The following is an 18,147-nucleotide window of genomic DNA, read 5'->3' as shown; positions in this document are numbered from 1 at the left end:
CATTGAGCGAGCGTCGCAAGCGTGTCTGAATGGTCGGTAACGGTTACGTGACGTGCTGGGGGCGGACGGCCGGACCCCCGTCCGGGCCGTCCGCCCCCGGGCGCCGGTTACGCGTGGTGGCGGCGCAGCACCCGGAAGGCCAGCACTGTGGCCAGTGCGGCGAGGGCGAGGACGATGCCGGTCTCGACGAGCTGGATGGGCCAGAAGTGGTCGCCGGGGTGGTGGTCGAGGTAGTGGGTCACCTTGCCGCCCCTGACGCCGCACAGCGCGGGCATCTGGGAGATGTCGCCGTAGCAGTCCGCCGTGGACACGCGCTCGCCGGACGGTCCGATGACGCCGGCGTCCACCCGCCACACCCGCGAGATCGGGAGTTCCGGGAGGTCGTGGCCGGTGAGGGTGCGGACCGGCCAGAGGTGGGCGCGTGTCTGGGCCAGGACGGCGAGGACCGTGCCGGTGACCAGGGCGGTGACGCCCATGGCGACGACGGTCCGGCGCACCAGCAGGCCGATGAGCGTGCCCACCGCGACGCCCATCACGGCGGAGGCCGTCGGTACGGCTCCGATGGAGGCGTACATCGTGGGCTCGTACCAGTACGTGGGAAAGGCGTGGGCGGGGCCCGTCGACCACGCCCAGCGGAAGAGCTGGGCCAGCAGCACCGTGCCCGCGACGACGGCCACCAGAGGGACGGAGAGCTTGGCCGCCAGCCAGCGGGCCGGGGACACGGACTGGCTCCACGCCACCAGGTACGTGCCGGTCTCCATCTCCCTGGCGATCATCGGCCCGGCCATGAAGGCCCCGACGACGACGGGCAGCGCGATCATGCCGAGCGCGGTGTACTCGATGAGGTGGCGGGCCGCCCAGATCGAGTCGGTGTACTCGCGGGCCGCCTGGAAGCAGCGCGGGCCCGGGGAGTCGACGGCGCAGCCCGTGGTCCGCAGAGCCTCCACCGCGGCGTCCGCCCAGAGGCGGGAGCCGAGCATCATCCCGACGGCGACGAGGAGCAGGCCCAGTGCGGTCCACAGCGGCCGCCGGTGCTGGCGCACCGCGACCCAGCGCGGCCCCGCCAGAAGGTTCGCGCTCACGCCGCCACCGTCCCGTCCGTGTCGGTGGACGCGCTCGGGATGAGGAGCGGCGGGGCGTCGGGGGAGCGGAGGTGGGCGAGCAAGAGGTCCTCCAGGGACGGCTGCGTGGGGTGCCAGGCGCGGGTGTCGACCGGGCCGTCGTGGCGGACCAGCGCGGTGAGCTGGCGGCCGGTGACGCGGGACTCCACGACCGTGTGCGGGCCGAGGTCGCCGGCCGGGCCGGTGAGCAGGGTGTGGGCGGCGAGGAGGTCGTCGATGTCGCCGCCGAGGCGGATCCGGCCGCCGGCGACCAGGAGCAGGTGGTCGCAGGCGCCCTCCAGCTCGGTGAGGATGTGCGACGACATCACGACGGTGGTGCCGCGTTCGGCCGCGTCCGCCATGAGCGCGCCCATGAGCTGGTGGCGGGCGAGCGGGTCGAGGTCGGCCATCGGCTCGTCGAGCAGGAGCAGTTCGGGCCGCTTGCCGAGCGCGAGGGCGAGCGCGACGCGGGTGCGCTGGCCGCCGGAGAGGGTGCGGACGCGGGCGGCGCGGTCCAGGGGGCCGGCGATCCGGTCGGCGGTCCCGGCGTCCCAGCGGCCGGGGTTGAGCTCTGCGCCCATGCGGAGGGTTTCGGCGACGGTGAGCTGGGTGTACAGCGGCTTGTCCTGGGCGACGTACGCCACGCGATCGCGGGCGGAGGCCGGGTCGGTGCCGAGGACCCCGAGCGTGCCGGCGGTGGGCCGCAGGAGGCCGGCGGCCAGGGCGAGGAGCGTGGACTTGCCGGCTCCGTTGGGGCCGACGAGGGCGCAGATCCGCCCCTCGGGGAGCCGGAAGGCGCAGTCCTGGAGCGCGGTCTTCCGCCGTCCGTAGCGTTGGGTGAGGCCCCGGGCCTCCAGCGCGCTGGTCATGAGTCGTCCCCCTCGTAGAGCTGGTCCAGTACGGAGGTGAACAGCGCCGTCACGTCGTCCCGCTCCAGTCCGGCCGCGCGGGCGCGGGCGGCCCAGTCGGCGAGTTCGCCGCGCAGGGGGGAGTCGGCGGGGGCGCTGCCCAGGGTCTTCCGTACGAAGGTGCCGAGGCCCCGGCGGGCCTCGACGAGGCCCTCCCGTTCCAGCTCGCGGTAGGCCTTGAGCACCGTGTTCGGGTTGATGGCGGTGGCTTCGACGACCTCGCGGGCCGTCGGCAGCCTGTCTCCGGGTTCCAGCAGGCCCAGGCGGAGGGCCTGTTTGGTCTGCTGGACGATCTGGAGGTAGGTGGCGACGCCGCTGCGCCGGTCGATGCGGTACGCGACCACGTCCCTGCACCACCCTTTCACTAATCAAGTAGTGAAAGGGTGGTGCAGAAGAGGGCGGGGTGTCAACACCCCGCCCTCCTCGGTCGTCGCGGCTCAGGTCTCCGAGCGGTACATCAGGTCCACCTCGTGCGTGGTGAAGCCCATCCCCTCGTACACCCGCACCGCCGCCGTGTTGTCGGCGTCCACGTACAGCATCGCCGTCGGCAGGCCCTCCGCCGCCAGGTGCCGCAGCCCGATGGCGGTCAGCGCCTTGCCGAGGCCGCCGCCCTGCGCCTCGGGGCCGACCCCGACCACGTACACCTCGCCGAGCTGCTCCTCGGCGTGCACCTTGGTCCAGTGGAAGCCCACGATCTCGCCGTCCGGCTCCCGTACGGCGAGGAAGAAGCCCTTCGGGTCGAACCACGGCTCGGCCTTGCGGTCGTCCAGGTCCCGCTGGGTCAGCGAGCCCTGCTCCGGGTGGTGCGCGAAGGCGGCGGCGTTGACGGCCAGCCAGGCCGCGTCGTCCTGGCCGGGCACGAACGTGCGGACGGTGATGCCGGGCGGCAGCACCGGTTCGGGGATGTCCGCCAGGTCGGTGAGCGGCCGGCGCATCTGCCGCAGCTCGCGGAACAGGGTCAGCCCGAGCACCTGGGACAGGTGGCGGGCGGCCGACTTGCCGCCGTGCGCCCACACGCGCAGCCGCTTGCCGGACGCGGCCAGCAGCGCGGAGCCGAGCGCCCGGCCGTGGCCCCGGCCGCGCTGCGCGGGGTGGACGACCAGCTCGGCGGCCGGGGCCTCCACGGGGTCGGTGTCCTCGAGCTGGGCGTAGCCGACGAGGTCGCCGCGCACGGTGAGCAGCAGGTGGGACACGCCTTCGCGCCGCCCGCCGCGCAACTGGAGCCGTCCCTGTTCGGAGACGGCCTGCATCCCGTCCACGCGGGCGGCTTCGGCGAGGAGGGCGAGGACGTCCTGGGCCTGCTCGTGGGTGAGCTCGTCGAAGGTCTCGATACGGCGGCCGGGCTCAAGGGCCGGTCCGGGGGCGTCAGTCGTCATGCGTACGAGCCTACGGCGGGGGATGGCAACCGGCTTGTAACCCTCCACCCCCTGTTGCGCTACGCGCGTTGACCCTAGGCTGCGCTGGGCCGTACAGAACTTGTTGACCAAACGAGGGGACAGATGTCAGCCACACCCAAGAAGAACCGGGCGGGGCGGCGCATACTCGCCACCGCCGCCGGCCTGGCCACCGTCGGCGCGATGGTCGCCGCCCTTCCCGCCGGCGCCGGCGAGCGGACCACGACCACGGGGTACCACCCGGGCCGCACCGTCGACGTGCAGCTCCTCTCCTTCAACGACCTGCACGGCAACCTGGAGCCGCCGGCCGGCTCGTCCGGTGAGGTCGCCCACACGCACGCGGACGGCTCGGTCGAGAAGATCAAGGCGGGTGGCGTCGAGTACCTCGCCACGCACCTGCGCACCGCGCGCCAGGGCAACCCGTACTCCATCACCGCCGCCGCGGGCGACATGATCGGCGCCTCGCCGCTGATGTCCGGGCTCTTCCACGACGAGCCGACCATCGAGGCGCTGAACAAGCTGAAGCTGGACGTCTCGTCCGTGGGCAACCACGAGTTCGACGAGGGCGCCAAGGAACTGGCCCGCATGCAGGACGGCGGCTGCCACCCGACCGGCGGCTGCTACGAGGAGGGCAAGACCTTCCCCGGTGCCGCCTTCCCGTACCTCGCGGCGAACGTGACGGACGAGAAGACGGGCAAGCCGATCCTGGACCCGTACTTCATCTGGGAGCGCAAGGGCGTCAAGATCGGTTTCATCGGGGTGACCCTGGAGGGCACGCCGAACATCGTCACGGCCGAGGGCGTCAAGGGCCTGAAGTTCGGTGACGAGGTCGAGACGATCAACAAGTACACCAAGGTCCTGGAGCGCAAGGGCGTCAAGTCGGTCGTCGCCCTGATCCACGAGGGCGGGGCGCCGGCCTCGTCGTCGTACAACTACGACTGCGACAGCCCGGGCGCGGGCGACGGGATCTCCGGTCCGGTCGTCGACATCGCGAAGAAGCTGAGCCCGCAGGTCGACGCGCTGGTGACGGGCCACACCCACCAGGCCTACGTGTGCACGATCCCGGACCCGGCCGGCAAGCCGCGCATGGTCACCTCGGCGTCCTCGTACGGCAAGCTCTACACCGACACGACCCTGACGTACGACCGCCGGACCAAGGACATCGTCCGGACGTCGGTGGAGTCGGCGAACCGCGTGGTCTCGCGCGACGTGCCGAAGGCCGCCGACATGACCTCGCTGATCGAGCGGTGGAACAAGCTCGCCGCGCCTATCGCCAACCGGCCGCAGGGCTACATCTCCGCCGACATCAACGGCCGTGGTTCCACGGACTACGAGAAGCCGCTCGGCGACCTGATCACCGACGCGCAGCTCGCCGGGCTCGCCCCCGCCGACAAGGGCGGCGCGCAGATCGCGCTGATGAACCCGGGCGGCATCCGCTCGGACCTGGTGTACAAGGCGTCAGGCGCCGAGGGCGACGGGGTGGTGACCTACGGCGAGGCGTTCACCGTGCAGCCGTTCACCAACATGATGAACGTGGTCGACCTGACCGGCGCCCAGCTCATCGCGGGTCTCCAGCAGCAGGTCAGCGGCTCGAACGAGGCGTCGCCGAAGATCCTCCAGGTCTCCAAGGGCTTCACGTACACCCTGGACATGACGAAGACGGGCGCGGCCCGGGTCGTGGTGGACTCGGTGAAGCTGAACGGTGAGCCGATCGACCCGGCGAAGACCTACCGCGTCGCGATGAACGAGTTCCTCGCGGGCGGCGGCGACGGCTTCCCGGCCCTGGCGCAGGGCAAGAACAAGCTCGTCGGCGCGTCCGACCTGGACGTCTTCAACGCCTACCTGGCGGCCAACTCCTCGGCGACCGCGCCGATCACGCCGCCGAAGGCCGAGCGGATCACCGTCATCAAGTAACGGAAGGCGAGTGAGCCGAAGGGGCGCGTGGGTGCCGAGAGGGAGAGCGCGCGGAGGGTCGTGAGGAACGAGCGACCCGAGCACGATCGACCGTCGGGGCCCGCTGAGGCGCCCCGGAGGTGAACCGAGCCCTGAAGGGGGCGCTGCGCGGGGCGGTGGACCGGTGAAACGGTTCGCCGCCCCGCGTCCGTCCGCGTCCGCCCCGCGTCCGTTCCGCCGCGGTGCCCCGCCACTCCCCGCGCATCCCTGGCAACGATGTCGTGTACGCGTCATACTCCGGCGCATGAACCCGGACCTGAGCCGACGCGGCTTCCTCGCGGCCACCGCCGCCCTGTCCACCACCGCCCTGCTGGGCACCCCCGCCCGCGCCCGCACCCGGGTGCTCGGCACCCAGGACTGGATGGCCCGCTTCCCCGGCGACACCCCGCTGCGGGCCCTGACCATCCCCGGCACCCACAACTCCGCCGCACCCGCCGGAGGGCTGTGGGTCGCCTGCCAGAACACCACCGTCGCCCAGCAACTGAACAGCGGCATCCGCTACCTGGACGTCCGCTGCCGGGTGACCGGCGACTCCTTCGCCATCCACCACGGGGCGTACTACCAGAACCAGATGTTCGGCGACGTCCTCGTCGCCTGCCGCGACTTCCTCGCCGCGCACCCCTCCGAGACCGTGCTGATGCGGGTCAAGCAGGAGTACTCCGAGGACTCCGACGCCACCTTCCGGCGGATCTTCGACCTCTACCTGGACGCCAAGGGCTGGCGCCCCCTGTTCCGCATCGGCGACGGCCTGCCCGCGCTCGGCGAGGCACGCGGCAAGGTGGTCCTCCTCGCCGACAACGGCGGACTGCCCGGCGTGCGGTACGGGGACGGCGCGCTGTTCGACGTCCAGGACGACTACATGGCCGAGCCCTCCGCCAAGTACCCCAAGATCGAGGCCCACTTCCGCAAGGCCGCCGCCCAGCCCGGGAAGCTATACGTCAACCACGTCTCCACCGCCGCGCTGCTGCCGCCCCGCTGGAACGCCGAGCGGCTCAACCCGCGCGTCCACGGCTTCCTCGACGGCGAGGCGAGCGACTGGAAGGGACTCGGCATCGTTCCCATGGACTTCCCCAACGTCCGGGCCGGGCTCGTCGAGTCCCTCGTCCGCCACAACGCATGAGATTTTCCGCCCCTGGGTTCCCTCGGCCACCGGTGAAAAACGTCATGGCGAGGACCGGCCATTTCGGTTTGCGCCACGGGATCACGGCCGGATAGCTATGAACGCACACGCCCGGCCGGGGCCGGGGGGGAACCGGCCCCGGCCGGGCACCTCACCCTCCCGGGGCGGCCGGCGGCGGCGTCGGCGCGCCCGGCAGCCGGATCACCGCCCGGGTACCGCCGCCCTCCGCGGCCGTCAGCGCCACCTCACCGCCCGCCTGCCGCACCGTGCGCGCCACGATCGACAGGCCCAGTCCCGAACCGGGCAGACTGCGCGCCGACGGCGACCGCCAGAACCGCTCGAACACGTGCGGCAGCTCCTCGGGCGCGATGCCCGGCCCGTGGTCCCGCACGGTCACCTCGCCGTCCACCAGCGCCACCTCGACCGTGCCGCCCGGGGAGGAGAACTTCACCGCGTTGTCCAGGACGTTCACCAGTGCGCGCTCCAGCCCGGCGGGCTCCGCCCGTACGTACCAGGGCCGCACGTCCACCGCCGAGACCGTCAGCTCGGGGCCCCGCAACCGCGCCCGCGCCAGCGCCGTGCCGAGCAGGTCGTGCAGCGCGACCACCTCCAGCTTCCCGGGGGCCGCCGCGTCCGGCCGGGCCAGCTCCTGCAAGTCACCGATCAGCGCCGCCAGTTCCGTCATCTGCGCCTTCACCGACGCCATCAGGGCCCGCCGGTCCTCCGGCGGGATCGCCCGGCCCGTCTCCTCGCTGCGCGCCAGCAGCTCCACGTTCGTCCGCAGCGACGTCAGCGGCGTGCGCAGCTCGTGGCCCGCGTCGGCGATGAGCTGGGCCTGCCGGTCCCGGGAGGACGCCAGGGCGGCCGTCATCGCGTTGAACGACCGCGACAGGCGGGCGATCTCGTCCTCGCCCTCCACGGGGATGCGCACGGTCAGGTCCTCCGTCCGCGCCACGTGCTCCACCGCCCCGGTCAGCCGGTCCACCGGCTTCAGCCCGGTGCGGGCCACCCACAGACCGGCCGCCCCGGCCCCGACGACCCCGATGCCGGCCAGCACGGCGAGCACCAGCGCGAGCTGGTTCAGCGCGCCGTCCACCTCCGTCAGCGGCCGGGAGATGGACACCGTGTACCGGGTCTCGGCGTCGGTGCGGGTGAGCACCCGCACGGGCTGCCCGCCGGTGGTGACGCCGTCGTGCAGCGACTCGGCCCGCAGCCCCGCCGCGACCTCGGCGTCGGACCGCTCGACGACCACGGGCGGGGTGCCGGCCCCCACGCAGCGGCTGCCGTCGGGCCGCACGATCTGCACGTACGCCGTGCCCGGCGCCGTGTTGCCCTGGGCGGGGCCGCCGGACGGCCGGCAGGCGAAGGCGAGCAGCCGCTGGTAGTCGTCCTGCACCGACAGGCCGTGCAGCGAGGCGTCCAGCTCGTCCCGGAGCTGCGCCCGGGTCAGCAGCCAGCACGCCACCGACACCGCGGCCACCGCCACCGCCACGGCCGTGGCCGTCAGCAGGGCGAGGCGCGAGCGCAGCGGCAGCGCGCGGAAGCGGGCGACCGGTCCGCTCATCCCTCACCCCCGCCGCGCAGCACGTACCCCACGCCCCGCACCGTGTGCACCAGGCGGGGCTCTCCGCCCGCCTCCGTCTTGCGGCGCAGGTACATCACGTACACGTCCAGGGAGTTGGAGCTCGGTTCGAAGTCGAAGCCCCAGACCGACTTGAGGATCTGCTCCCGGGTGAGCACCTGCCGGGGGTGCGACAGGAACATCTCCAGCAGCGTGAACTCCGTACGGGTCAGCTCCACCGGCCGCCCGCCCCGCGTCACCTCACGGGTCGCCAGGTCCATCCTGAGGTCCGCGAACGTCAGCGCGTCCGCCTCCGGCTGCTCGCCGAGCGTGCGCGCGTAGGAGCTGCGCCGCAGCAGGGCCCGGATGCGGGCGAACAGCTCGTCCAGCTCGAACGGCTTCACCAGGTAGTCGTCCGCGCCCGCGTCCAGCCCGGTCACGCGGTCGCCGACCGTGTCGCGGGCGGTGAGCATCAGGATCGGGACGGTCGAACCGGTGGCGCGGACGCGCCGGGCGGCGGTCAGGCCGTCCATGCGGGGCATCTGGACGTCGAGGACGACGAGGTCGGGAGCGTACGCCTCCATCTTCGCCAGCGCGTCCACGCCGTCGACGGCGACGTCCGTCCCGTACCCCTCGAAGGCGAGGCTGCGCCGGAGCGCCTCGCGGACGGCGGGCTCGTCGTCGACGATCAGGATGCGGTCGGCGTCAGTGTTCATGGGGCCAGCGTCGCACGCGTCACGATCCCGACCCGGACCGCAGAGCGTCCAGGTCCGCCTTGACCGTGTCGATCGGGATGGCGAAGCCCAGGCCCACGCTGCCGGCCGTGGAGCCGGTGGCGGCGTTCGGCGCGTACATGGCGGAGTTGATGCCGATGATCTCGCCGTCCATGTCGATCAGCGCGCCGCCGGAGTTGCCGGGGTTGAGCGAGGCGTCGGTCTGGATGGCCTTGTACGTGGTCTTCGAGTCGCCCGTGTCGCCGTTGAACTCCTGCCCACCGAACTCGAAGGGCCAGCCCTGGCCCGGGTCGGGCCGCTGCTGCCGCCCCTCGTCCTTGGCGACCGTCACGTCCCGGTCGAGCGCGGAGACGATGCCGCTGGTGACGGTGCCGGTCAGGCCCTCCGGCGACCCGATGGCGACGACCTGGTCGCCGACCTCGACCGTGGAGGAGTCGCCGAGCGTGGCGGCCTTCAGCCCGGACGCGCCCCGGAGCTTGATCAGGGCCAGGTCCTTGCCGGGGTCGGTGCCGGTGACCTCGGCGGTGTACGTCCTGCCGTCGCTGAGCCGGACCTTGATCTCGGAGGCGCCCGCGATGACGTGGTTGTTGGTGACGATCTCGCCGTCACCGGTGATGATCACACCCGACCCGGTCGACGCGCCCGAGCCGGCCGTGGCGTTGATCTCGACGATGCTCGGTGAGACCGCCTGGGCGACCCCGGCGACGGTGCCCTTGCTGGACCGCGACACCTGGGTGCCGGTCACGGCTCCGGTGCCGGTGCCGGTCCCCGCGCCGTCGCGGGTGAGCTCCTGGACCAGGGCGGAGGCACCGCCGCCCACCAGGGCCGCGACGAGGGCGACCGCGGCGACCAGGGCCACCGGCCGCCCGGTGCGGCGGTGCGCCGTGGGCGGATGCGCCGGGGGCGGGGGGTGGCCGAACGTCTGCTGCGGGTCACCGTGGGAGTAGTCCGTCATGGGTACGACTCTCACGGCCGTACATGAGAGCCGCCTGAGGACGTCCTGAGAGTCCGGGCAGAGTTCGTGTGCCCGACTTTCCGGGCTCGGGGTGGGCGGGGGCAGGCCTCGTGGGCCGCGGTGGCCGGCGGGCCCCCGGGGGAACCGGGACTACTGGCCGTCGCAGCCGCAGGACCGGCGCACTATCAGCGCGGACGGGAACTGCCTGACCCGCTCCCGGCGCGATCCCGCCACCCGCAGTCCGTCGTCCAGGACCAGGTCCACCGCCGCGCGGGCCATCGCCGGGCGGTCGGAGGAGACCGTCGTCAGCGGCGGGTCCGTCAGCGCGGCTTCCTTCACGTCGTCGAAGCCCGCGACCGCCAGGTCGCCCGGCACGTCCAGGCGCAGCTCGCGCGCCGCGCGCAGGACGCCGATCGCCTGGTCGTCGGTGGAGCAGAAGATCGCCGGCGGCCGGTCGGGGCCCGCGAGGATCTTCAGGGCCACCTGGTAGGCGTCGTAGCGGTTGTACGGGGCCTGGAACAGCCGGCCCTCCACCGAGCGGCCGGACTCCAGCATCGCCCGGCGCCAGCCCTCCTCGTGGTCGGCGACCGGGTCGCCGACGGCGGGGGTGTTCTCGACACCGCCGAGGCAGGCGACGTACTCGTGGCCGTGCTCGAGGAGGTGGCGGGTGGCGAGCTGGGCGCCACCGATGTCGTCCGTGACCACGGCGACGTCGTCGAGGGCCTCGGGCCGCTCGTGGAGGAGGACCACCCGGGCGTCCCACGCCTCGATCTCCTGGGCGGCCCGCTCGCTCATGCCCTGGCTGACGAGGATCAGCCCGGCGACCCGCATCCCGAGGAAGGCCCGCAGGTAGTGGATCTCCCGCTCGTCGCGGTAGTCGGAGTTGCCGACCAGGACCATCTTCCCGCGGTCGGCGGCGGCCCTCTCGACCGCGTGCGCCATCTCGGCGAAGAACGGCTGCCGGGCATCGGGGACGATCATGCCTATGAGGTCCGTCCGCCGCGAGGCCATGGCCTGCGCGACGCGGTCGGGCCGGTATCCCAGCGTCTTGATCGCGGCGAGTACGCGCTCGCGCGTGGCCGGGGCGACCGGCCGGGGTCCGTTGTTGATGACGTAGCTCACGACCGCGGTAGAAGTACCCGCCAGTCGCGCCACATCGTCCCGCGTCACCTTGGCCACGCGCGGCAGTCTACGCGGGGTGACCTACCTCTGGGCAGGTCGTACGGCGGCTTCCTCCGCCTCTTCGGTGCGGCCGGCGCGCGCCGGTGCGGCCTTTTCGGCCTCTTTCGTCCGGGCTTCCTCGGCCGCCCGCTCGACCTTCTCCGGGGTCACGAAGCGGTAGCCGACGTTGCGCACGGTGCCGATCAGCGACTCGTGCTCGGGGCCCAGCTTGGCGCGCAGCCGCCGCACGTGGACGTCGACCGTGCGCGTACCGCCGAAGTAGTCGTACCCCCACACCTCCTGGAGGAGCTGGGCGCGGGTGAAGACCCGGCCCGGGTGCTGGGCGAGGTACTTCAGCAGCTCGAACTCCTTGAAGGTCAGGTCCAGGACCCGGCCCTTGAGCTTGGCGCTGTACGTCGCCTCGTCGACCGACAGGTCGCCGTTGCGGATCTCCATGGGGGAGTCGTCGGCGGTGATCTGCTGGCGGCCCATCGCGAGCCGCAGCCGTGCCTCGACCTCGGCCGGGCCGGCCGTGTCCAGCAGGACGTCGTCGATGCCCCAGTCGGCGGTGACGGCGGCGAGACCGCCCTCGGTGACGACCAGGACCAGCGGGCAGCCGGGCCCGGTGGAGCGCAGGAGCTGGCACAGCGACCGCACCTGCGGCAGGTCGCGGCGGCCGTCGACGAGGATCACGTCCGCGCCGGGGGTGTCCACGAGGGCCGGGCCCTCGGCGGGGGCCACGCGCACGTTGTGCAGCAGCAGTCCGAGGGCGGGGAGCACCTCCGTCGACGGCTGGAGGGCGTTGGTCAGGAGGAGCAGAGAGCTCATCGCGCTCCCCCTGCCCGGGTGGTCGTCCTATGGTCGTGCACGGTTCGCTGGCCCATAACGTCGGTTCCTCCTCGGTCCCTGCGAGGACGTTGCGGCACTGCTTCGTACGAGGCTCCCCGCGCCCTGAGAGCCTTTGTTCACCTGCCTGTAACAACGGGCGGGAAACACAAAAGGACCCGGGGGCTGCGTCGCCCAGGTCCTTCGCCGAGCAGAATAGCCCACATGAGTGCCGAGGCAGAGGGCGTACGTCACATCGTGGACGCTTCCGCGGTCACGCGCGGCCCCCTGCGCGCCACCCTCCGTACACCGGACGGTGTGCGTATCGAGGCGGTTCATTCTCCGCGGGCTGCACCGCATACGGACAGTGTCCCGGACACGGCCGTCGTTGTCGCCCACGGGTTCACGGGCTCGGTGGACCGGCCCGCGGTGCGGCGTGCGGCGCGGGTGTTCGCGCGCCGGGCCGGGGTGGTGACCTTCTCCTTCCGCGGGCACGGCAGGTCGGGCGGCCGTTCCACGGTCGGCGACCGGGAGGTGCTGGACCTGGCGGCGGCGGTGCGCTGGGCGCGTGAGCTGGGGTACGCGCGCGTGGCGACGGTCGGGTTCTCCATGGGCGGCTCGGTGGTGCTGCGGCACGCGGCGCTGTACCGGGACGTGGGGGAGGCGCGCACGGACGCGGTGGTCGCGGTGAGTGCCCCCGCGCGCTGGTACTACCGGGGTACGGCGCCGATGCGGCGGCTGCACTGGGTGGTGACCCGGCCCGCCGGGCGGCTGGTGGGGCGCTACGGGCTGCGCACCCGCATCCACGACCGCGCCTGGGACCCGGTGCCGATGTCGCCGGTCGAGGCGGTGCCGCTGATCGCCCCGGTGCCGCTGCTGGTCGTGCACGGCGACCGCGACCCGTACTTCCCGGTGGACCACCCGCGGATGCTGGCGGCGGCCGGGCCGGCCGAACTGTGGCTGGAGGAGGGCATGGGGCACGCCGAGAACGCGGCCGGCGACGCCCTGCTCGCCCGCATCGCGGACTGGCTGTCGGCGCCATAGCCCATGATGGATGCCGACGAGGCCGACGAAAGGAGAGCCGCCATGGCAGCGGGGACCATCCGCTACTGGGCCGCGGCCAAGGCCGCGGCCGGGACCGCCGAGGAGCCGTACAGCGCGGAGAACCTGGCCGAGGCGCTGGACGCCGTGCGCGAGCGGCACCCGGGGGAGCTGACCGCGGTGCTCCGGCGGTGTTCGTTCCTGGTCGACGGTGATCCCGTCGGGACCCGGAGCCATGAGACCGTACGCCTTGCCGAGGGCGGCACGGTCGAGGTGCTCCCGCCGTTCGCAGGAGGGTGAACCGCACAGCATGAGCAGCGATCAGCAGTACCCGTACGGGAACGGGTACCCGTACCAGGACCCGAACGTCGCGCAGACGTGGGAGGGCCAGACCTGGGACACCCAGTACCAGCCGGCCGTGCAGCCCGCCCAGCAGCCGGCCCCGCCGGTGGCCGCCGCCGACACCGCCCACCTGCCCGCGCAGGGCGCTTCGGGCGCGTACCCGCTGCCGCCCGAGGTCCCGTACGACACCCCGACCACCCATCTGCGGGCGGTCACCCCGGACCCCGCGCCCGCCGCGCCGGCCCCCGCGCCGGCCCAGCCGGGGTACGGCGCTCCCACCACGTCCGGGCACGTGCGGCTGACCGACGCCCAGCGGGCCCGGGCCGAGGGCCGTTCGCCGATCATCGAGCCGGGCATGCAGCCGGCCGTGCTGACCGCCGCCCTCGGCGGCCTGCTCGCGGCGGGTGCCGCCCTCGGGCCGTACGGACTGCTGGTCCCGCTGGTCCTGCTCCAGGCCGTCACCGCCGCCGGCTGGTTCCGGCTCAACGGCATGTGGCCCGCCCGCCAGGGCATCGCGCTCGCCTTCGCGGGCGGCCTGACGGCGGACGTCGCACTGCTGGCCGCCGGCCGGGAGCACGCGCCGGCCGCCATCCTCGGCACGCTCGGGGTGTGGGTGCTGCTGGTCCTGGTGCTCCAGCTCCGCAGTCACGCCGGCTCCGACGAGCGGCAGTACGGCCTGATGGCCACGGTGGCCTCGTCCGCGCTCGCCGTGCTCGCGGCCGGGCACCTGGCCGCCGTGCCGGACGCGGTCGTCGTGGGGGGCCTCGCGGTCGCCGTCACCGTGGTGGCCCGCGCGCTGCCGCTGCCCGGCGCCGTGACGCTCGTGGTGGCGCTGCTCGCGGCCGCCGGGGCGGGTGTCGCCGCCGGCGGGATGACCGGCATGGGGGCGCGGGGTGCGCTGCTCGGGCTGGGCGCCGGGGTGTGTGCCCTGGTCGGGCACCGGGTGGCGAGCTACGACTACCCGTCCCGTTTCGTCCACATGACGGCCGGGGTGGCCCTGCCGCTCGCGGTCGCCGCGCCCGCCGTCTACGTGCTGGGGCGGGCGCTGGCCTGAGTGACGCGGGTGACGTGGGGGGAACCAACGAGTGGCTTCGGACGTCGATCATGACGTGACGGGGGCCGGTCGCGAACAGGGTGGGGGAACACCGAGCAATGCGAGCACTGCGAATACTGCTGGTCACCGCTGTGATCCTCGGTGGTCTGTTCACCATCGCGGACCGCCTGGCGGTGAACTACGCGGAGTCCGAGGCGGCCGAGCGCATACGGGCCAACCAGGGCCTGGCCGGCACCCCGGACGTCTCGATCAAGGGCTTTCCCTTCCTGACCCAGGTCATGGGCAAGGAACTGGAGCAGGTCGACGTCACCCTCACCGGCGTGGAGGCGTCGGCCGGCGGCCGCAAGGTCCGCGTCGCCGAGATGACGGCGGCCCTGAAGGACGTCCGGCTGGAGAACAACTTCTCCACCGCCGTGGCCGCCTCCGCCTCCGGCACGGCGCGGATCTCCTACGCCGATCTCGCGCAGGCCTCCCGTGAGGAGGTCACCCTCGGCTACGGCGGCAACGGCAAGGTCAAGGTCACCGGCAGCGTCGAGGTCCCGGTCCTGGGCAAGGTCACCCGCAGCGTCCTGTCCTCGGTCAGCCTGGTGGGCGGCGACACCATCCGGGTACGCGCCGACAAGGTGCCCGGCGAGGGCATCCCCGGGCTGGAGGAGCGCATCCGGGAGCGCACCGACTTCGACCGGCAGGTCGGCGGGCTGCCGGCCGGCCTGAAGCTGAGCAAGGTGGAGGCGACGCCCGAGGGCCTCGCGATCACCGTCACCGGCACGAACGTCGTACTGGCGGGCTGAAGCCCCCGTACGCCGAAACCCCCGTACGGCCCTGCCGGGCCCCGTTCGGTCACATCGTGAGACGGGGCCGTCCGCTCCGCAGATGGCGAGCGGCGAAGCCCGTCCCGGCGGGGGTCCGACCCTCTTCCGGGCGATCTTCCATCTCGTATCGCGGACGATCGCGTCTCATCATGCGACACGCCGGTGACACGGCCGCCCGTCCGTCCCTACGATCGGCTGCATGAAGCGACAGGCGGATCTCACGAAGCGGCGGGCAGTAGACCTGTGCCGCGTCGCCGCCATGCTCTGTCGCTCCGTCTGAGCGGGAGCCCGACCTCCCGTATCCCAGGGCCCGTCTTCCCTCGAGGCCCGCACCCGTGCCGCATCCCCGTGAGACCCGTACCCCCGTACGCGACGACGCGAAGCGCATCCGGCACCACCCCGCCACACCCCGCCGCAGACTGCCCCGGAGGAGAAACAGCATGAGCCGCAGCGACGTCCTGGTAGACGCCGACTGGGTCGAGGCCCACATCGACGACCCGAAGGTCGTCATCGTCGAGGTCGACGAGGACACGTCGGCGTACGACAAGAACCACATCAAGAACGCCGTCCGGATCGACTGGAAGAAGGACCTCCAGGACCCGGTCCGCCGCGACTTCGTCGACCAGGAGGGCTTCGAGAAGCTCCTCTCCGCGAAGGGCATCGCCAACGACGACACCGTCGTCCTCTACGGCGGCAACAACAACTGGTTCGCGTCCTACGCCTACTGGTACTTCAAGCTGTACGGCCACGAGAGCGTCAAGCTCCTCGACGGCGGCCGCAAGAAGTGGGAGCTCGACTCCCGCGACCTGGTCGACGGCTCCGAGGTCCCGAGCCGCCCGGCCACCGAGTACAAGGCCAAGGCCCAGGACACCTCGATCCGCGCCTTCCGCGACGACGTCGTGGCCGCCATCGGCAGCCTGAACCTGGTCGACGTGCGCTCCCCCGACGAGTTCAGCGGCAAGCTGCTCGCCCCGGCGCACCTCCCGCAGGAGCAGTCGCAGCGCCCCGGCCACGTGCCGAGCGCCCGCAACATCCCGTGGTCGAAGAACGCCAACGACGACGGCACCTTCAAGTCGGACGAGGAGCTCAAGGCCCTCTACGCCGAGGAGCAGGTCGACCTGTCCAAGGACACCATCGCCTACTGCCGCATCGGTGAGCGTTCGGCCCTGACCTGGTTCGTCCTGCACGAGCTGCTCGGCCAGGAGAACGTCAAGAACTACGACGGCTCGTGGACCGAGTACGGCTCCCTCGTCGGCGTGCCGATCGAGCTCGGCGCCAACAAGTAGTCCCGGACCTCCCGTCCCTCCCCTCCCCCGAAGACCCCTCAGGAGTACCCATGTGTGGAGCACAGGCCGGCGGCCCGGACGCTTCGACGATCAAGCCCGGTGAGACCACGATCCAGGGCCAGGTGACCAAGGACGGCGAGCCCGTCGTCGGTTACGTGCGCCTGCTGGACTCGACCGGCGAGTTCACCGCCGAGGTCCCGACCTCCGCGACCGGCCAGTTCCGCTTCTACGCGGCCGAGGGCACGTGGACCGTCCGCGCCCTCGTCCCGGGCGGCACGGCCGACCGCACGGTCGTCGCCCAGCAGGGCGGCCTGGCCGAGGTCGCCATCGCCGTCTGACGTCACGGCGCGCATACCGGCCGAAGGGCCGCACCTCCTGGGGGTTGGACGCTTACCGGGACCGAGGTGCGGCCCTTCGGTCGTACGCTGAAGACATGTACGCCCGGCGTCGGCACATCTACTTCGGGATGATGACGGCCTGCCTGGTGCTCTTCGTGGGCGCCTGGGCCGTCGTACGGCTGTGGTCCACGCCCGCCGCCGTCGCGATGTGCTTCGTCGCCATGGTCATCCCGCCGGTCGCCGCGATGGTCGCGAACCGGCGGGGGCCGGAGGACCGCTGGTGGGACGACCCCAGCGGCGACCCGCAGTCCGACGAGTGGTGGGACGAGCTCGACGGCAGGAAGCGCCGCCGTCAGTAGACGAGCGCCTGCGTGCCGTCGGCCATCGACTCGCTGACGAAGACCTGCGCCCCCGCGATCCGCACGCCCTCCAGCACGTCCTTCTCCGTGATCTCCCGCCGGGCCGCGCACTGGGTGCACAGCGTGATCCGGCCGCCCGCCAGGATCGAGTCGATCAGGTCCGGCAGCGGCGCCGCGTGCGGCAGCTCGAACTGCGCCGCCCGCCCCGGCAGCGCGAACCACGACGACTCGCCGGTCAGCCAGAGCGACACCTCCACCCCACTGGCCACGGCGACCGCCGCCACCGTGAATGCCTGCGAGCAGCGCTCGGGGGCGTCGGCCCCTGCGGTCACCTTGATCACGAGCTTCTTCGCCATGCCCGGAACTGTAGTGCGCGCCCGTGGGCCGAACCTCACACGGAGGGGCCGGTCGCCACCCATTACGCTGGGACCCGGCCCCTTTTCTTCGCCCACACCGCTCACCGAGGAGCACCCTGTGCTTGAGGCTTTCTTCTCCGCCCTGCTGGTCCTGGTCTGCGTCGGCGTGCTCGGCTTCGCCGTGCTGACCGTGAAGAAGCTGTACCAGGGCCAGCGCTGACCACTCCTACAGATCGACAGAGCTGCTCATGATCGAGATTCCGTCCGACCTGAACCCCGACCTCGTCCCCCTCGCGTTCCTCCTCGGTACGTGGGAGGGCGCGGGTGTCTCCGACTTCCCCGGCGCCGAGAAGTGCAACTTCGGCCAGTCCGTGACCTTCAGCCACGACGGCCGGGACTTCATCGAGTACACCTCCCGCACCTGGGTCCTGGACGCCGAGGGCAACAAGGTCAAGCCCCTGGAGTCCGAGAGCGGCTACTGGCGCATCGACAAGGAGCGCAAGGTCGAGATCGTGATGGTGCGCGACCAGGGCATCGTCGAGGTCTGGTACGGCGAGCTCGCCGACCAGAAGCCGCAGATCGACCTCGTCACGGACGCCGTCGCGCGCACCGCCGCCTCCGGCCCCTACAGCGGCGGCAAGCGGCTGTACGGCTATGTGAAGGGCGACCTGATGTGGGTCGGCGAGAAGTCGACGCCCGAGGTGCCGCTGCGTCCGTACATGTCGGCCCACCTGAAGAAGGTCGTCACGCCCGAGCAGGTCGAGGCGTGGGCCAAGGATCTGGGCGACCTGCCCGACGACGGCATCGCCTTCTTCAAGTAGGCCGGGGGATCGAGGGTCGGTGCTCCT

The 18,147-nt window shown here is 72.5% G+C and carries 21 protein-coding genes; 11 read left to right on the top strand and 10 right to left on the bottom strand.

Translation table 11 applies throughout. From position 1 onward, the window contains the following. Positions 1-107: 107 nt before the first annotated feature. From E2B92_RS10220 to mshD, 4 genes are all read right to left on the bottom strand, one after another. Complete coding sequence (locus tag E2B92_RS10220; protein ID WP_235023752.1) at positions 108-1,082, bottom strand: ABC transporter permease; 975 nt, start codon at positions 1,080-1,082, stop codon at positions 108-110. Then, a complete protein-coding gene (locus E2B92_RS10215) occupies positions 1,079-1,969 on the bottom strand; it encodes an ABC transporter ATP-binding protein (RefSeq protein WP_126884668.1) in 891 nt (296 codons plus the stop codon). The genes E2B92_RS10220 and E2B92_RS10215 overlap by 4 nt, the downstream gene beginning before the upstream one ends. Continuing rightward, positions 1,966-2,352 carry a GntR family transcriptional regulator gene (locus E2B92_RS10210; RefSeq protein ID WP_126884667.1) on the bottom strand — a complete coding sequence of 129 codons (387 nt, stop codon included), beginning with the start codon at positions 2,350-2,352 and terminating at the stop codon, positions 1,966-1,968. The genes E2B92_RS10215 and E2B92_RS10210 overlap by 4 nt, the downstream gene beginning before the upstream one ends. Before the next feature lie 93 nt (positions 2,353-2,445). Further along, positions 2,446-3,384 carry a mycothiol synthase gene (mshD, locus tag E2B92_RS10205; RefSeq protein ID WP_126884666.1) on the bottom strand — a complete coding sequence of 313 codons (939 nt, stop codon included), beginning with the start codon at positions 3,382-3,384 and terminating at the stop codon, positions 2,446-2,448. A gap of 123 nt (positions 3,385-3,507) precedes the next feature. Here mshD and E2B92_RS10200 point away from each other — a divergent pair, with 123 nt between their 5' ends. Further along, on the top strand, positions 3,508-5,316 hold the full coding sequence (locus tag E2B92_RS10200) for a bifunctional metallophosphatase/5'-nucleotidase (protein WP_126884665.1): 1,809 nt from the start codon (positions 3,508-3,510) through the stop codon (positions 5,314-5,316). Between the two features lie 283 nt (positions 5,317-5,599). Next, entirely contained in the window at positions 5,600-6,475 is an 876-nt protein-coding gene (locus E2B92_RS10195; protein WP_126884664.1) for a phosphatidylinositol-specific phospholipase C, read from the top strand. A 151-nt stretch (positions 6,476-6,626) separates the two neighbouring features. Here E2B92_RS10195 and E2B92_RS10190 read toward each other — a convergent pair whose 3' ends face one another. From E2B92_RS10190 to E2B92_RS10170, 5 genes are all read right to left on the bottom strand, one after another. Continuing rightward, positions 6,627-8,039 (bottom strand): sensor histidine kinase, encoded by a 1,413-nt coding sequence (locus E2B92_RS10190; RefSeq protein WP_126884663.1) that lies wholly within the window; start codon positions 8,037-8,039, stop codon positions 6,627-6,629. After that, complete coding sequence (locus E2B92_RS10185) at positions 8,036-8,752, bottom strand: response regulator transcription factor (RefSeq protein WP_126884662.1); 717 nt, start codon at positions 8,750-8,752, stop codon at positions 8,036-8,038. Before E2B92_RS10185 ends, E2B92_RS10190 begins: the two co-directional genes overlap by 4 nt. 19 nt (positions 8,753-8,771) lie before the next feature. Continuing rightward, positions 8,772-9,740, bottom strand: coding sequence for a S1C family serine protease (locus E2B92_RS10180; protein WP_399431304.1), 969 nt, complete (start codon positions 9,738-9,740; stop codon positions 8,772-8,774). Between the two features lie 135 nt (positions 9,741-9,875). Further along, positions 9,876-10,904 carry a LacI family DNA-binding transcriptional regulator gene (locus E2B92_RS10175; protein ID WP_126884660.1) on the bottom strand — a complete coding sequence of 343 codons (1,029 nt, stop codon included), beginning with the start codon at positions 10,902-10,904 and terminating at the stop codon, positions 9,876-9,878. A gap of 24 nt (positions 10,905-10,928) precedes the next feature. Further along, positions 10,929-11,714 (bottom strand): winged helix-turn-helix transcriptional regulator, encoded by a 786-nt coding sequence (locus tag E2B92_RS10170; protein WP_126884659.1) that lies wholly within the window; start codon positions 11,712-11,714, stop codon positions 10,929-10,931. 222 nt (positions 11,715-11,936) lie between these two features. Between E2B92_RS10170 and E2B92_RS10165 the strand changes: the two genes are divergently transcribed. The 8 genes from E2B92_RS10165 to E2B92_RS10130 all read left to right on the top strand — a co-directional run bounded on the left by E2B92_RS10165 (position 11,937) and on the right by E2B92_RS10130 (position 16,943). Then, positions 11,937-12,755, top strand: coding sequence for an alpha/beta hydrolase (locus E2B92_RS10165; RefSeq protein ID WP_126884658.1), 819 nt, complete (start codon positions 11,937-11,939; stop codon positions 12,753-12,755). Between the two features lie 42 nt (positions 12,756-12,797). After that, complete coding sequence (locus tag E2B92_RS10160) at positions 12,798-13,052, top strand: MoaD/ThiS family protein (protein WP_126884657.1); 255 nt, start codon at positions 12,798-12,800, stop codon at positions 13,050-13,052. After that, positions 12,988-14,148 (top strand): hypothetical protein, encoded by a 1,161-nt coding sequence (locus E2B92_RS10155; RefSeq protein ID WP_185923553.1) that lies wholly within the window; start codon positions 12,988-12,990, stop codon positions 14,146-14,148. The genes E2B92_RS10160 and E2B92_RS10155 overlap by 65 nt, the downstream gene beginning before the upstream one ends. A 98-nt stretch (positions 14,149-14,246) precedes the next feature. Then, positions 14,247-14,939, top strand: a complete 693-nt coding sequence (locus E2B92_RS10150) for an LmeA family phospholipid-binding protein (RefSeq protein ID WP_126884656.1) — start codon at positions 14,247-14,249, stop codon at positions 14,937-14,939. A 220-nt stretch (positions 14,940-15,159) separates the two neighbouring features. Further along, the gene (locus E2B92_RS34095) at positions 15,160-15,240 is read left to right on the top strand and encodes a putative leader peptide (RefSeq protein WP_350497993.1); all 81 of its coding nucleotides are present in this window, start codon (positions 15,160-15,162) and stop codon (positions 15,238-15,240) included. A 160-nt stretch (positions 15,241-15,400) separates the two neighbouring features. After that, positions 15,401-16,246 carry a sulfurtransferase gene (locus tag E2B92_RS10140; RefSeq protein WP_126884655.1) on the top strand — a complete coding sequence of 282 codons (846 nt, stop codon included), beginning with the start codon at positions 15,401-15,403 and terminating at the stop codon, positions 16,244-16,246. Between the two features lie 50 nt (positions 16,247-16,296). Beyond that, complete coding sequence (locus E2B92_RS10135) at positions 16,297-16,584, top strand: DUF1416 domain-containing protein (RefSeq protein WP_064067594.1); 288 nt, start codon at positions 16,297-16,299, stop codon at positions 16,582-16,584. A 44-nt stretch (positions 16,585-16,628) separates the two neighbouring features. Further along, positions 16,629-16,943, top strand: coding sequence for a DUF3099 domain-containing protein (locus E2B92_RS10130; RefSeq protein WP_126884654.1), 315 nt, complete (start codon positions 16,629-16,631; stop codon positions 16,941-16,943). Here E2B92_RS10130 and E2B92_RS10125 read toward each other — a convergent pair. Next, entirely contained in the window at positions 16,937-17,299 is a 363-nt protein-coding gene (locus E2B92_RS10125) for a DsrE family protein (RefSeq protein ID WP_126884653.1), read from the bottom strand. The genes E2B92_RS10130 and E2B92_RS10125 overlap by 7 nt on opposite strands. Before the next feature lie 248 nt (positions 17,300-17,547). Between E2B92_RS10125 and E2B92_RS10115 the strand changes: the two genes are divergently transcribed. Then, entirely contained in the window at positions 17,548-18,120 is a 573-nt protein-coding gene (locus E2B92_RS10115; RefSeq protein ID WP_064067591.1) for an FABP family protein, read from the top strand. Positions 18,121-18,147: the final 27 nt, after the last annotated feature.

The sequence above is a fragment of the Streptomyces sp. WAC05374 genome, assembly GCF_004353505.1.
Lineage (GTDB): Bacteria > Actinomycetota > Actinomycetes > Streptomycetales > Streptomycetaceae > Streptomyces.
This window is presented reverse-complemented; position numbering and strand designations above follow the sequence as displayed.

Excerpts from the sequence above, each read along its gene's own strand:
- E2B92_RS10140 (WP_126884655.1), top strand. The coding sequence starts at position 15,401 with ATGAGCCGCAGCGACGTCCTGGTAGACGCCGACTGGGTCGAGGCCCAC.
- E2B92_RS10195 (WP_126884664.1), top strand. The coding sequence starts at position 5,600 with ATGAACCCGGACCTGAGCCGACGCGGCTTCCTCGCGGCCACCGCCGCC.
- mshD (WP_126884666.1), bottom strand. The coding sequence starts at position 3,384 with ATGACGACTGACGCCCCCGGACCGGCCCTTGAGCCCGGCCGCCGTATC.
- E2B92_RS10155 (WP_185923553.1), top strand. The coding sequence starts at position 12,988 with ATGAGACCGTACGCCTTGCCGAGGGCGGCACGGTCGAGGTGCTCCCGC.
- E2B92_RS10150 (WP_126884656.1), top strand. The coding sequence starts at position 14,247 with ATGCGAGCACTGCGAATACTGCTGGTCACCGCTGTGATCCTCGGTGGT.
- E2B92_RS34095 (WP_350497993.1), top strand. The coding sequence starts at position 15,160 with ATGAAGCGACAGGCGGATCTCACGAAGCGGCGGGCAGTAGACCTGTGC.
- E2B92_RS10170 (WP_126884659.1), bottom strand. The coding sequence starts at position 11,714 with ATGAGCTCTCTGCTCCTCCTGACCAACGCCCTCCAGCCGTCGACGGAG.
- E2B92_RS10135 (WP_064067594.1), top strand. The coding sequence starts at position 16,297 with ATGTGTGGAGCACAGGCCGGCGGCCCGGACGCTTCGACGATCAAGCCC.
- E2B92_RS10115 (WP_064067591.1), top strand. The coding sequence starts at position 17,548 with ATGATCGAGATTCCGTCCGACCTGAACCCCGACCTCGTCCCCCTCGCG.
- E2B92_RS10215 (WP_126884668.1), bottom strand. The coding sequence starts at position 1,969 with ATGACCAGCGCGCTGGAGGCCCGGGGCCTCACCCAACGCTACGGACGG.
- E2B92_RS10125 (WP_126884653.1), bottom strand. The coding sequence starts at position 17,299 with ATGGCGAAGAAGCTCGTGATCAAGGTGACCGCAGGGGCCGACGCCCCC.
- E2B92_RS10190 (WP_126884663.1), bottom strand. The coding sequence starts at position 8,039 with ATGAGCGGACCGGTCGCCCGCTTCCGCGCGCTGCCGCTGCGCTCGCGC.
- E2B92_RS10185 (WP_126884662.1), bottom strand. The coding sequence starts at position 8,752 with ATGAACACTGACGCCGACCGCATCCTGATCGTCGACGACGAGCCCGCC.
- E2B92_RS10165 (WP_126884658.1), top strand. The coding sequence starts at position 11,937 with ATGAGTGCCGAGGCAGAGGGCGTACGTCACATCGTGGACGCTTCCGCG.
- E2B92_RS10160 (WP_126884657.1), top strand. The coding sequence starts at position 12,798 with ATGGCAGCGGGGACCATCCGCTACTGGGCCGCGGCCAAGGCCGCGGCC.
- E2B92_RS10200 (WP_126884665.1), top strand. The coding sequence starts at position 3,508 with ATGTCAGCCACACCCAAGAAGAACCGGGCGGGGCGGCGCATACTCGCC.